Origin of the sequence: Collinsella sp. BIOML-A6 (assembly GCF_009875845.1) — a bacterium.
Classification (GTDB): domain Bacteria; phylum Actinomycetota; class Coriobacteriia; order Coriobacteriales; family Coriobacteriaceae; genus Collinsella; species Collinsella aerofaciens_H.
Window position 1 is genome coordinate 24,259 of the sequence record NZ_WWSL01000031.1, and the last position, 12,562, is coordinate 36,820.

General features: G+C 59.5%; 9 protein-coding genes, 1 tRNA gene and 1 other RNA gene. 2 read left to right on the forward strand and 9 right to left on the reverse strand.

What is annotated here, in order from left to right:
• Positions 1-3: 3 nt before the first annotated feature.
• The 4 genes from GT495_RS09330 to bilS all read right to left on the reverse strand — a co-directional run bounded on the left by GT495_RS09330 (position 4) and on the right by bilS (position 3,659).
• Positions 4-651 carry a hypothetical protein gene (locus tag GT495_RS09330; protein ID WP_161162315.1) on the reverse strand — a complete coding sequence of 216 codons (648 nt, stop codon included), beginning with the start codon at positions 649-651 and terminating at the stop codon, positions 4-6.
• 91 nt (positions 652-742) lie between these two features.
• Positions 743-1,456: a SipW-dependent-type signal peptide-containing protein gene (locus tag GT495_RS09335; protein ID WP_161162316.1), complete on the reverse strand. Its 714-nt coding sequence runs from the start codon at positions 1,454-1,456 to the stop codon at positions 743-745.
• Positions 1,457-1,527: 71 nt separating this feature from the next.
• A complete protein-coding gene (locus GT495_RS09340; RefSeq protein ID WP_161162700.1) occupies positions 1,528-2,085 on the reverse strand; it encodes a signal peptidase I in 558 nt (185 codons plus the stop codon).
• A 1,022-nt stretch (positions 2,086-3,107) separates the two neighbouring features.
• Positions 3,108-3,659: a flavodoxin family protein BilS gene (gene bilS / locus GT495_RS09350; protein ID WP_161162318.1), complete on the reverse strand. Its 552-nt coding sequence runs from the start codon at positions 3,657-3,659 to the stop codon at positions 3,108-3,110.
• A gap of 347 nt (positions 3,660-4,006) precedes the next feature.
• Between bilS and GT495_RS09355 the strand changes: the two genes are divergently transcribed.
• Complete coding sequence (locus tag GT495_RS09355; protein WP_161162319.1) at positions 4,007-5,272, forward strand: ATP-binding protein; 1,266 nt, start codon at positions 4,007-4,009, stop codon at positions 5,270-5,272.
• 28 nt (positions 5,273-5,300) lie between these two features.
• Here GT495_RS09355 and GT495_RS09360 read toward each other — a convergent pair whose 3' ends face one another.
• The 4 genes from GT495_RS09360 to tadA form a co-directional block, all read right to left on the reverse strand.
• The gene (locus GT495_RS09360) at positions 5,301-7,160 is read right to left on the reverse strand and encodes an ABC transporter ATP-binding protein (protein WP_161162320.1); all 1,860 of its coding nucleotides are present in this window, start codon (positions 7,158-7,160) and stop codon (positions 5,301-5,303) included.
• The gene (locus tag GT495_RS09365) at positions 7,161-9,032 is read right to left on the reverse strand and encodes an ABC transporter ATP-binding protein (protein WP_161162321.1); all 1,872 of its coding nucleotides are present in this window, start codon (positions 9,030-9,032) and stop codon (positions 7,161-7,163) included. It lies immediately after the preceding gene.
• Between the two features lie 292 nt (positions 9,033-9,324).
• An RNA gene (gene ffs / locus GT495_RS09370) (signal recognition particle sRNA small type) lies at positions 9,325-9,420 on the reverse strand.
• Positions 9,421-9,875: 455 nt separating this feature from the next.
• Positions 9,876-11,657: a tRNA adenosine(34) deaminase TadA gene (gene tadA, locus GT495_RS09375; RefSeq protein ID WP_161162322.1), complete on the reverse strand. Its 1,782-nt coding sequence runs from the start codon at positions 11,655-11,657 to the stop codon at positions 9,876-9,878.
• A gap of 51 nt (positions 11,658-11,708) precedes the next feature.
• On the opposite strand from tadA, the gene GT495_RS09380 reads away from it, so the two are divergent.
• A tRNA-Ser gene (locus GT495_RS09380) sits at positions 11,709-11,798 on the forward strand.
• A 3-nt stretch (positions 11,799-11,801) separates the two neighbouring features.
• Here the strand turns inward: GT495_RS09380 and GT495_RS09385 are convergent.
• On the reverse strand, positions 11,802-12,386 hold the full coding sequence (locus GT495_RS09385) for a TetR/AcrR family transcriptional regulator (RefSeq protein ID WP_161162323.1): 585 nt from the start codon (positions 12,384-12,386) through the stop codon (positions 11,802-11,804).
• Positions 12,387-12,562: the final 176 nt, after the last annotated feature.

Consider the following 12,562-nt stretch of genomic DNA (forward strand, 5'->3'; position numbering starts at 1 on the left):
AGGCTAGTTCGCCTCCGGCCAGCCCACGACGTCGAGCACGTCGAGGACGGTTTCATTTGCCTGCTGATTTTTGGCCTGCACGGCCTGAACGTCTATATCGAGCCTGAACGAACCGTCGCGCGCGGCATCGTGATAGTCGCCCACAAAGCGCAGCGAATCCATGAGGCTCTCCGTCATGGCGCCGGGGTCGAGCATGCCGCCACGACCAACCAATCCGCGGTAGTAGTACCACCCATCGCCGCCATCGATCCACGGGGACCCCTCGCCCGCGTTCACGTGAAAGGCAACGTTGCCCGAGGCATCCGCACTCGAACCGTCGGGTGCCACTGACATCATGCGTAAACGAGCGCGAACGTACTCAGGCTGCGCGCCGGCGTTCTCCACGCGCACAATGCGGCTGATGTCAGAGCCCTCGGCCTTGGTGTCGGGATAGTCCCCGTGCTCGTTGGCCTCAAACGGAATCTCTTCACCCTGCTCGTTGAGGGTGAATTCGCAGACTCGTACCTTCACGCTGCCAAACGATAGAACGTTGTTCGCCGGAACCATATCAACGGTAAAAGCCAGCGTGCCGCACAGGCACGCCAGGGCCAACAGCGCCACCGCGGCGAGCGCCAAGGTGCGTTTCTGATTGTCGGAAAGGTTGTTGAGCATTACGTTCGCCAATCGTCGATCAAGGGAGACCGAGATCCCGACCCGAATAAAGGGGTGGGGGCGGGTCGGGATCTCGGTGGGGAGGGTGGGATTAAGCCTGAGCCTGTTTATCAGCCCAAACCTTGGCCTGCTTAAGGGCATTGGCGGCAGCGTTGGTCTCGTCACCCTTCTGGCCGTCGCCGAAGATGTAGGCGGAAACCGTCATCTTGGGATTAGTTTCGACCATGGTGCCCTCCAGTGTGCCGGGGAACATGACCCTGCTGAAGAGCTCACCGGTGTAGACATCCTGAGTGACTTCCTTGGCTTTCAGAACGGCAGGGGCGCCAGTCGTGGAGCCCTTGGCATACATGAATAGGCCGCTCAGGTACTTGCCATTGGCGGAGGTGGTCACCTTACCATCAACCGGCTTCCAGTTGTTGTTGAGGGTGAAGTACGGGGTGTTCTCGGGAGCAGTGCCTTTCTTGACCATAGCGTTCTTTACATAGATGAACACGTAGGCGTCATCAGAACCGGCCTTGATGCCGACATTTGGATTCTTAGCAGCGGAGTCACCAGGGACTATCTTGGAATTGTCAACCCAGCGGGTCTCGAACAGATAGGCTTTTTTGTCATTCGTCTCTTGACCGGGTTTCTCGGGATCGGTCGGATCAGGCTTGTTTTCCGGGTGGCCAAAGCTACCCACCGTAAACACGTTCTCCAGCGACTGCGTAGCCGTCAGCCATGCATAGGTACCCACGCCGGCGGCCAGCACCAGAAGCAGCAGGGCGGCAATGATGCCGTAGCGCTTTTTCTTCTTGTTCTCCATCGTTCTCTTCCTTTCGAAAATCGACTTCCCCGGCAACGGCCCTTGCCGTCGCCGACACCTCTCCCCTGCCGCTATGAACGCCGCCCCCTCGCATGCGCGCGGACATGCTTGCCCGCAGGCTCATCGGGAATCATCCGATCGAGCACAATCGACGCCGCGGCCAGCAGCGCCAGAACGGCCACCACAACAAGCAAACCGGGCATCGTCGTGCAATATGCGTTAACGAAGCCCAGGTAAGGGACACAAAAAGAAACGACACCGATCACGCGCGAAAAAGGCGTCTGCTCGGCATCGTGCACGATGGTTCCATCTGCATTTTTGTTTGCAATTCCCTGCGTGCCGATCGTCTGCGCCACAGGGTCGATCTCGTACACCTGGTGAGTCACCACGGCACCGTCCGATCGGTAATAAGTTGCATTGTCGCCCACGGCAATATCAGTTGGATCAACCTGGTGAACAAACACCATGGAGCCGACGGGGAGCTCGGGTTCCATAGAGCCCGAGAGCACGGCAAAGGGCATGTAGCCAAATGCACGGGGAGCAAAAGAAACAACGGCAAGGGCTATGACAAGCGCGAGCGCCAAGCTACTAAGAAGTGCAATAAATCGTTTGAATCTACGCGTTTTCAAAGTGATTAATCCACCCTCATCGAGGCTATATTCGATCCCATCAATGATTAGCCACTTTCCTAAGACACTTAATAAATGAGTTCGAAAAAGCCACTTTGGAATTATTTTACGCTAATACCATACCGACATCCTGCATTTTTATCAACTTCTTTACGCCAAATGCTACTATTTTTGGCGTAAGTGGTCATTTGTCCCCATGCTTGTCTGCCTTATCCAACACCCGCGACTAACCCCTACACAACTTCTCAATAGAGGGTCTGATATTTTGTATAGCTCAGATAATGGGGGGGGGGGGGGGGGGGGGGGGGGGGGGGGGGGGGGGGGGGGGGGGGGGGGGGGGGGGGGGGGGGGGGGGGGGGGGGGGGGGGGGGGGGGGGGGGNTTTATCAACTTCTTTACGCCAAATGCTACTATTTTTGGCGTAAGTGGTCATTTGTCCCCATGCTTGTCTGCCTTATCCAACACCCGCGACTAACCCCTACACAACTTCTCAATAGAGGGTCTGATATTTTGTATAGCTCAGATAATGTACCCCCCCCCCCACATTAAATTTATACCGCATTTAGTATTGCTTATTTTAAACCCCCTTATTCATGCCTCTATGGCTACCCCATGTAGCTCTCAGCCCATATCTTCTGCAAACCGTGTCCCAGAATTCACGTTCGGAGTGGGATGCGATTTCCGCTTGTGGCTCCGTTGGGAAACTGCATCCCACTCCGATTGCAAATTCCGGGTCGCACTTTCCGCCAAGCCCCTCAACCGGAAACTGCATCCCACTCCAAGCCTTGATTCCGGGTCGCATTTTCCGAGAGCCCGCTCATCCGGAAAGCCCGTCCCACTCTGAATACATCCAGCGAACGCATGCGAGCATGTTGTCCAGGACGGCCTCGTCATCGGGGTGATGGAAAATGTCACCCCAAACGCTTGCCACGGTTGCGCCCACGAGTGTAAAGAAAAAAGCCTCGAGAACTTCGAGGCTTTCACATTTGTATTGTTTTGCACGAAGGACCACGAACAGCGAAGCTACTCGCCCAGCACGGCCTTCCTGGCCGCCGCCACCATATGGTCCAGATCATCCTTGGTGGGATGATCCTTTGCGGCAACCCAGTTGTCGAGCAGCAACTTAGCGCGGGCGTTGTCGGGATCTTGCTCGAGCATGGCCTCGTAGCGCTGTTTGACCGCGGGGCCCATCTTGCCCTGGCACATTGCCCAGCCCACCAGCTCGGCATCATCGGCCAAATTGGAGGTCACACGATCGATAATCTGCTGGTAATAGCTCTGCGCGGCACCAAAACCGCAGGTACCAAACAGAAAGACGCGCTTGCCGTGCAAGGCGGAGAGCAACGCCGCGACCGAAGGCGTGCACGCGCCCTTGTCGCACCAAAAACCAACGAGCACCGTGTCGGCCGTGCAGGCGCCCTGCGCCTCGAGCGCAACCTGATCTGCATCCGCATCGTCGCTCAACGCCGCGGCATGGACAAACTCAACACCGGCAGCCTGCAGAGCGCGCTTGATCGCGCCCGAAACCATCCTGGTATTACCGCTCCTGCTGTTGACCACCAAAGAGCACGTCATAGTCACGTTGCCTCGTTTCCCCCACAACTAAAGCCACTAATGCAATTTATTAGATGAATATCTTAGTACTAACGTGACAGATGTAAACCACCTTCTGCCGATTGGCAACGCAGACGACATCTTTGGACAGATTTCGAACAGTATGTACTTCGGATTGAAACCGCCGCAGAACGTTTCACGAATGGCCGAAAAATTGTTTCACAAAACGCCGTCAAATTGTTTCACATAATATCGTCAATTTGTTTCACGAAATACCGTCAAATTGTGTCATGGTTTTTCGTCAAAATAATTTACACGCTGGTAAGATGCTATAAAACAAAGTGTTTCTTTGAATGGCAGGAAGTACGATGACTAGGTATATGAGTAGATGTATCGATCGCTCAATCGAACGCGATCTTGGCATTTTTGGTGCCGTGCTCATTCAGGGACCGAAGTGGTGCGGAAAGACGACTACGGCCCAGCGATTCGCTGAATCATCGCTGTCTCTCTCCGACCCTGCCGGAGACTTTGCCGCACTGCAGCTTGCCAGGATCGACCCAGCTCAAGCAATAGCCGGCGCAACGCCGAGACTCATCGATGAGTGGCAGGAAGAGCCAAAACTGTGGGACGCAATACGTTTCGAATGCGACCGCAGAATAGGTGAACCTGGGCAGTTTCTGCTTACGGGATCAGCGACGCCGAACGACGCCGACCAACCGATGCACAGCGGCATCGGGCGCATATCACGCTTGCGCATGGAAACAATGACTCTGGCCGAACTCGGGGTTTCCTCAGGGGCGGCCTCGCTCGAATCGCTGCTTAACGGATGCCCCATCAAAGCGGCACTTGGATCCATCAACGGCATCGCCGATATCGCCGATTTGCTATGTCGTGGTGGTTGGCCTCAGGCGGTTGGCAAGACAACTGCCGATGCAATGCGTATTTCCGCTGCCTATATCGACGGTGTCTGCGAATCGGATGTTTCGAGGGTTGACGGCGTGAAGCGTGACCCGGAGAAAGTCAGGGCTCTTCTGTCTTCGCTTGCGCGCAACGAATCCACTCTTGCCGGCGAAAAGTCTCTTGAGAAAGACCTCGGCGGTGGTGTATCGAGAAGTACGCTGCGGCGCTATACGGATTCCTTGCGCAGGATACACATCATCGATGATATCCCGGCTTGGCATCCGGCGCTCAGGTCTCCGGTAAAGCTGCGGCAAGGTGCGAAAAGGCACCTCGCCGACCCTTCGCTTGCCGTCGCACTGCTCGGAGCAAGTCCGGAGTCATTGGCATCCGACCCGAAGACGCTGGGACTGCTCTTCGAATCCCTCGTCCTGCACGACCTTAAGGTCTATGCAGCCGCAAATGACTCATCGGTGTCCCACTACCATGACGCCGACGATCTCGAGGTCGATGCCGTTATACACAGGCGCGATGGAACTTGGATTGCCGTGGAAGTAAAACTCGGAAGTCCACAGATCCCCGAGGCATCTGCAAACCTGCTTCGACTCGAGCGCAAACTTGTCGAGCGTGGCGAGAGACCACCCGCGGCCAAGCTCATCGTCATCGGGTTCGGCATGCCGGCCCATACAACGCCCGAGGGCATTATCGTTGCCCCCGTTGACACACTCGCGCCCTAGCGCTGTGTTACATGCCCCACGGCCGTGCTTACTGGGCGAATTGGCTGCAGTAGAGTTCGGCGTAAAAGCCGCCTGCCGCGAGCAGCTCATCGTGCGTGCCGCGCTCGACAATCTCGCCGTCGCGCATCACCAGGATGCAATCGGCGTTGCAAATCGTCGACAGGCGGTGTGCCACGACAAAGCTCGTGCGGCCAGCCATGAGCTCATCGAATGCCGCCTGCACCTGCAGCTCGGTGCGGGTATCGATGCTCGAAGTCGCCTCGTCCAGCAGCAAGACAGCCGGGTCGGTGAGCATGACGCGCGCGATGCACAGCAGTTGTTTTTGACCTTGGCTAAACGTGCCGCCGTCCTCGCCGATTACCGTATCGTAGCCGCCTGGCAGCTGCACGATAAATTTGTGTGCGTGCGCGCGCTTGGCAGCTTCGATAACCTGCTCGCGCGTGGCGTCGGGACAGCCGTAAGCGATGTTTTCCGCCACCGTGCCCTCGAACAGCCACGTATCCTGCAACACCATGCCAAAGGCGCGGCGCAGGCTTGCGCGCGTGTAGTCACGGGAAGACCGGCCATCGACCATGATGCGTCCGGCATCGATATCGTAAAACCGCAGCAGTAAGTTGATGAGTGTTGTCTTGCCGCAGCCCGTAGGACCGACCAGGGCAAAGCGCATGCCGGGCTTAGCCTCGATGCAGATGTCCTGCAGCAGCTTGCGGTCGGGAACGTAGCTAAAGTCCACATGCTCAAACGAAACCTCGCCCTTCGGGGCGGCGAGCTCAATGGCATCCACAGCGTCGGGATCCTGTTCGCGCGCATCGAGCAACGCGAACATGCGGCGCGCCGAGGCGTACGCGGTCTGGATCTGCGTGATGACGTTCGTGACCTCGTTGAACGGCTTAGTGTACTGGTTGGCATAGGACAGGAAGATCTGCACGCCGCCCACCGTGAGCGCCGCGGGCACGCCTGTGATCACGCCCGCGCAGCCGATCACGGCGACCACGGCGTAGATGATGTTATTGATAAAGCGCGTGCCGGGGTTAGAAAGCGAACCCATAAACTGCGCGCGCTCGCCCGCCGTATAGAGCTCGGCGTTGAGGACATCGAAGCGCTGTTGAGCGTGCGGGCCGTAGGCGAAGGCGTCCACGAGCTTTTGCTCACCCACATACTCCTCGATATGACCGCCGAGTTGGCCCTGGATGCACTGTTGAGCAGTGAAGCTCTTATTGGAAAGCTTGGCGATGGCACCGGCCGCAAAGATGGAAAGCGGCGTGACGAGCACCACCACAAGCGTCATGGTCAGGTTGATGGAGAGCATAAATGCGAGCGTGCCAACGATGGTAATGACGCCGGTAAAGAGCTGCGTAAAGCCCTGCAGCAGGCCGTCACCCACCTGATCGACGTCGTTGACCACACGGCTCATGAGGTCGCCGTGGGCATGGCCGTCGATAAAGCTGAGCGGCATACGGCTGAGCTTGTCGCTTGCCTCCACGCGCATGTCGCGCACCGTCTCGTAGGACAGGCGGTTGACGCAATAGCCTTGCAGCCACTGGAAGGCCGCGGCCCCCACCACGACGAGGGCGAGTTTGGTAACAAGCGGCAGCAAGGCGTCGAAGTCCACCTGACCCGCCGCGACGATGAGGTCGATGCCCTCGCCAATGAGGATGGGCGTGTAGAGCTGCAAGATCACCGAGATGGCGGCGCTCACAAACGACGCCGCAAACGAGATGCGGTGCGGACGGACGTAGCCCAGTAGGCGGCGAGTTACCACGCTCACGGGGTAGCGCTCGGGGTCGCCGGGCTGACGCGGGCCGTCACCCAAGTCGCTGAGGCTATCGCTGCCGGACACGTTGGCCGTCATCGTGGCGACCGAACCGGAAGAAGTATACGGATTCATTTAGCAGCCCTCCCTTGCGCAAGTGGATGCCGGGGCAGCCGGGGCGGACGCGGGACTTGGGACGGACACGGGCATCACGCTCCCCTGCTGACCCTCGAGCTCCTCGCGACGAAGCTGCGACTGGCAAATCTCGCGATAGAGTTGGCAGCTTGCGTACAGCTCGTCGTGCGTACCCAGGCCCGCGACCGAGCCGTGGTCGAGCACGCAGATCATGTCGGCATCGCGCACGGTCGAGACGCGCTGGCTCACGATCACCGTGGTCAGCGGGATCCCGCCCGCGGCGGCACCGCGTACGCTGCGCTCGCGGATGGCGTGGCGAAGCGCCGCGTCGGTCTTAAAGTCGAGCGCCGAGGCGGAGTCATCCATAATCAGAATCTGCGGCGAGCCCACCAGGGCACGCGCAATGGTCAGGCGCTGGCGCTGACCGCCACTGAAGTTCTTGCCTTCCGCCTCGACCGGGGCGTCGAGCCCCTGCGGCTTGTTGCGCACGAACTCGCTCGCTTGCGCCATATCGAGCGCCGCCCAGAGCTCCTCGTCGGTCGCCGACTCGTCACGCCAGGTCAGGTTGCTGCGGATGGTGCCGCTCACGAGCGACGCGCGCTGTGGAACAGTCGCGACCACATGGCGCAGCTGATCGAGCGGCCAAGCGCGCACGTCGGCACCCATTACGCTCACGCTGCCGGCGCCCGTGTCGTACAGGCGCGGGATAAGCGAGATAAGCGTCGACTTACCGCTGCCCGTGCCGCCGATAATGCCGAGCGTTTTGCCCAGCGGCAGCTCCAGGGTCACGTCATTGACGGCGTTGGCGGCGCCCGCGCCAAAGGAGAAGCTCGCATGGCTCAAGCTCAGCGCTGGGACCGGAACAGCGTTGCCCATCGCGGTCGGCTCGGGCAGCGCAACCGGCCGGTTGCCCTCGTCGGTAATGCTCGGCACGCAATTGAGCACCTCGTTGAGACGCGACGCACTGGCGCTCGCCTTGGTAAAGACCACGACCAGGTTGGCGACATACACGATGGAGGTCAGGGTCTGCGTCATGTAGTTGACGAACGCCATGACCTGGCCCTGCGTGAGCTCGCCCACGTTGACCTGGACGCCACCCACCCACAGGATGGCGCACACGCCCAGGTTCATCACCAAAAACGTGACGGGGTTGAGAATCGACGAGAGCTTGCCCACCGCAATGGCAGTATTGGCCTGGTCATCGGCGGCTTGGGCAAAGCGCTCGCGCTCGTGGTCCTCGCGCACAAACGCCCGGACCACGCGGGCGCCCGAAAGTCCCTCGCGGCAGATAAGCGCGATGCGATCGAGCTTTGCCTGCAGCTGTTTGTAGTACGGGACGCAGCGCGCCATGACAAACCAAAACACCAGGCCGATGGCGGGCGTGCAAATCAAAAAGATCATGCCGAGCTTAAGGTCGATGGCAAGGGCCGCGACCATGGAGCCCACCGCCAGGAAAGGCCAGCGGATGAGCATACGCACGCCCAGCGCCACGGCAAGCTGCACCTGGTTGACGTCGTTGGTAATGCGCGTGATGAGCGACGGCGTGCCAAAGCGATCGAGCTCAGCATAGCTCAGCTTATTGATGTGCTGGTAGAGTGCGCCACGGATATCGGTGCCCATGCCCTGCGAGGTCAGCGCCGCCATCTTTTGGCAGACGAGCGTAAACGAGATGCCGATAACGGCCATGGCGGCGAGCACCATGCCATAGTGGACGACGGCACTCACGTCGTGCGCACCGATACCTTTATCGATCATCTGGGCAATCACCAGCGGCGTAAGCAGGTCGAAGATCACTTCGATCAGCTTACACGCAGGGCCAATCACCATATACCGGCGATACTTACCACCAAAACGCCTGAGCAGCTCAATCATAAAAAGGCGCTCCCTATCATCATCTCTCTTCAATCTGATTCATGATAGTACGGAGAACCCTGGAGATGCGTAAGCAACTCGTTACAGAAGAATCTTGGATGGCGGTAGAAACCGCCTATGTTTAGGCGCGGTCAGCGAACGCCACCCAGAGCGAACAAGTTGGCATGAAAAAGGCAAGGCATAGACCTTCTGGTCATGCCTTGCCTTTTGAATGACAAATTGTCGCTCTGGGTGGCGCGCAGCGTCGAGCATTGCGCGGTTTGGTAAAACCGCGCAAAAAAGAAAGCCCGTGCGCTCGATGGATTCGGATGCCCGACAGAGGCTCCTTATGGCTGCTTCCTTCCGGACCTGACCAGATTCGGAACATGTCGTCATCCGAACCCATCGAACGCGCTAGGCGCTCGATATATCTTACCCGCTCCCGCCCAGCAGGGCAAGGTAGCTAATTTGGGACGGGGCTTTTTTGACTGCTTTTTGACTGGTGGGGCATCAGAGTGGCGAAAGTAGTCAAGAAAGCCCCGTCCTAAATAGACTGATCTGGTGCTGTGCCACGAAAAGGGCCTATCTACTACGTTTTGGTCACAGAGGTCAACCATAGCGTGATTTTTCGAAAACCGGCAAGCTTTCTACCTGCAGTTTTAATTTCGCAAAATTCGGGATGATCGAGGGTACTCGGTTAAACGTAGTAGATGGCCGCATTTCGTGGCGGACGGTCCGACCCAAGGTCCAAGACGGCCAGCCTCGGATAGCCATTCTCGAAGTTGCGGTGGAATAGTTCCTGTTTTTGCTGTCTGAGCCGCCAAACAGGAACTATTTCACCGCAACTTATCGAGGGGATGGATTTTAGATGCGGCCAAGGTCGTAGGCTTGGGCGGTGGCTTCACCGGCGCAGATGAGGTTGGTTGTGGCTTCCTGGGGATCGAGCGCCAGCTCAAGACCCATGGGCTTGCGGCAGACCGGCAAAACCAGGTCGATGCCCCGCCCATACACCGCGTCCAGGTTGTCGGCACGACCGCCCACGACGGCAACAACCGGCTTGCCATAGCGCTTGGCACGGCGGGCCACGCCCACCGGCGCCTTGCCGGCAGCGGATTGCTCGTCCATATTGCCCTCGCCCGTTATGACCAGGTCGACATCGCGCACGTGCTCGTCAAACCTAATCAGATCAAGCACCGTCTCCACGCCCGAGCGCAGCTCTGCACCGAGCGCCAGCAGCGCGGCGCCCAGACCGCCAGCGGCACCGGCGCCGGGTACGCCGAGCACCGAGCCAAACGTCCGCGCGCCCTCGGGCACGCGCAGTAACCCCTGAGCCCGTGCCTCGGCAATCGCCGTATCGAGCAGGCGACCATAACCGACCATCCAGCCATCGCACCTGCCCAGCGCTTCGACATCGTCTGTCGGCAGGCCTTTTTGCCCGCCAAACACCGCCAGTGCCCCGCGACGCCCCACGAGCGGATTCTCGACATCGGACAGCACGATGATGTGTGCGCCGCCCAGTACCCGAAGCGCCGGTACCAAATCGATACTCGCCACGTGTTCAAGGCCCGCGAGACCGGGGGCGATATTGCAGTCACACTCATCGACAAGGTGGGCGCCCAGCGCCTGCAGCATACCGGCGCCACCGTCGTTGGTGGCACTGCCGCCCAGACCAATATAGAGTGTCTTTGCGCCCGTGCGAACCGCGCGAAGCATGAGCTCGCCCACGCCATAGGTTGTGGCCGCCAACGCCGCCGACTCCGTGCAGGGCGAATACCCAATACCCGCCGCCTCGGCCATCTCAATTCCAGCCGACTCGTACTCGCCATCCACCAGCATCCGGGCAGACACGCGGTCGCCCAAGGGGCCTGCAACCTCGCAGATCGAGAGCACGCCGGCGCGCGCGGCGATGGCGTCGAGCGTTCCCTCGCCGCCGTCCGCCAGCGGCAGCGCGCTTATCCGAGCATCGGGCCACACACGGCGCACACCTTCGGCAACCGCCGCCTCCGCCTGCGAGCTCGAAACGCTGCCCTTAAAGGAATCAATCGCCAGCAGCACACGGCGGGGCCGGCGGCACGCGGCACCAAAATCGACCGCCTCAACGGCAGTATCTTCGACACACGCGAGCGCCTCGGCATGAGCGGCGTGCGCGTCAAGTGCGAGTCCGCGGCCGCAAGTGACGCCATCCGCACCGCGCAAACCAGCAAAATAGCTGCTCAGTACCTCGCGACACTCGCCTGCCAGCACGCCGGAGGTCACATTAAACCGATGATTCAGGCGCGAATCGGCATTGAGGTCATACAGCGAGCCCAGCGCACCCGCCTTGGCATCGGCCGCGCCGTACACGCAGCGCCCCACGCGCGCGTTAACCATAAGCCCCGCGCACATGCAACAGGGCTCGAGCGTCACGTAGACCGTGCAATCGGAAAGGCGCCAGCGACCGAGTGACTGCGCGGCGGCGCATAGGGCCGCAAACTCGGCATGCGCCGAAGGGTCCTGGTCGAGCTCGCGGCGATTATGCGCCCTCGCGAGAATCTCGCCCGCGCGCACTACCACGGCACCAATCGGTACCTCGCCCACCGCAGCGGCGGCGCGCGCCTCCGCCAGCGCCTCGCGCATGAACTTCTCATCGATTCCGGTGCTCGTCATCGTTCGCCTTCCCTGTTGCAAATCCAAAACGATGCTATCATTACGACTCACGGAGAGATGGCAGAGCGGTTGAATGCGGCGGTCTTGAAAACCGTTGAGCGCGAGAGCGTTCCGGGGGTTCGAATCCCCCTCTCTCCGCCACTCCTAGTGACTCACCGGCGTCATGGTCCGCTCAAACAGAGCATCAACCACGTCGGCCATCTCGGATCGACGCTCGAGATCGTGACCCGATTCCCACCACATGGTAAAGAGCCGAATAATGCCGCCGGCGACAAACTCAGACGTCGTCTCGAGCGATACGGGCGCGAGCGCGTCCTCGTCAAGCGCGCTCATCACGCGCCCGCGTATAGAGCGCGCGATGCGGTCGCAAATCATGCTGGTCAGCATACCCGACATACTGCTCGCCAGAATGTTATCCATGAGCTGCTCATGCGCCAGAACCAGATCCATGGCATCGGCGAACACTTCGTGGCGAAGCGCGCGCACGTCCTCGGCGCCCTCCGCGCCATCCGCATCGGCCCGCTTTTGCGGCAGGCCCGACATAAGTTCATCGATATAGAAGGCAAAGTAATCGTTTTTGTCGCGGAAGTGCTTGTAGAACGTCGTCCGACGAATCATAGCGCGGTCGCACAGCATGGCAACCGTCACATCCTCAAACCGATGCTCTTCGAGCAGCTCAGTAAAGGCCTCGAACAGGGCCCGATAGGTTTTCTTGATGCGAAGGTCCATACGTATCGCCCTCCTCAAGGAAAAGACAGCACTCACTAATCTGTCGCATATCTTACACCTGTATCGCCCACCCCCTGGATAATGGCCTCACCTTGGTGGGGTTGATTTTCAATCTCAACGCAACAGCTTGAACGGCCCCCGCGTTTCCGCAGCTAGCGCAACGCGGAACTAGCCCC

Bases quoted from the DNA above. Each gene is read 5' to 3' on its own strand.
- GT495_RS09330 (WP_161162315.1), bottom strand. From the start codon at position 651: ATGCTCAACAACCTTTCCGACAATCAGAAACGCACCTTGGCGCTCGCC.
- GT495_RS09335 (WP_161162316.1), bottom strand. From the start codon at position 1,456: ATGGAGAACAAGAAGAAAAAGCGCTACGGCATCATTGCCGCCCTGCTG.
- bilS (WP_161162318.1), bottom strand. From the start codon at position 3,659: ATGACGTGCTCTTTGGTGGTCAACAGCAGGAGCGGTAATACCAGGATG.
- GT495_RS09355 (WP_161162319.1), top strand. From the start codon at position 4,007: ATGACTAGGTATATGAGTAGATGTATCGATCGCTCAATCGAACGCGAT.
- GT495_RS09360 (WP_161162320.1), bottom strand. From the start codon at position 7,160: ATGAATCCGTATACTTCTTCCGGTTCGGTCGCCACGATGACGGCCAAC.
- GT495_RS09365 (WP_161162321.1), bottom strand. From the start codon at position 9,032: ATGATTGAGCTGCTCAGGCGTTTTGGTGGTAAGTATCGCCGGTATATG.
- tadA (WP_161162322.1), bottom strand. From the start codon at position 11,657: ATGACGAGCACCGGAATCGATGAGAAGTTCATGCGCGAGGCGCTGGCG.
- GT495_RS09385 (WP_161162323.1), bottom strand. From the start codon at position 12,386: ATGGACCTTCGCATCAAGAAAACCTATCGGGCCCTGTTCGAGGCCTTT.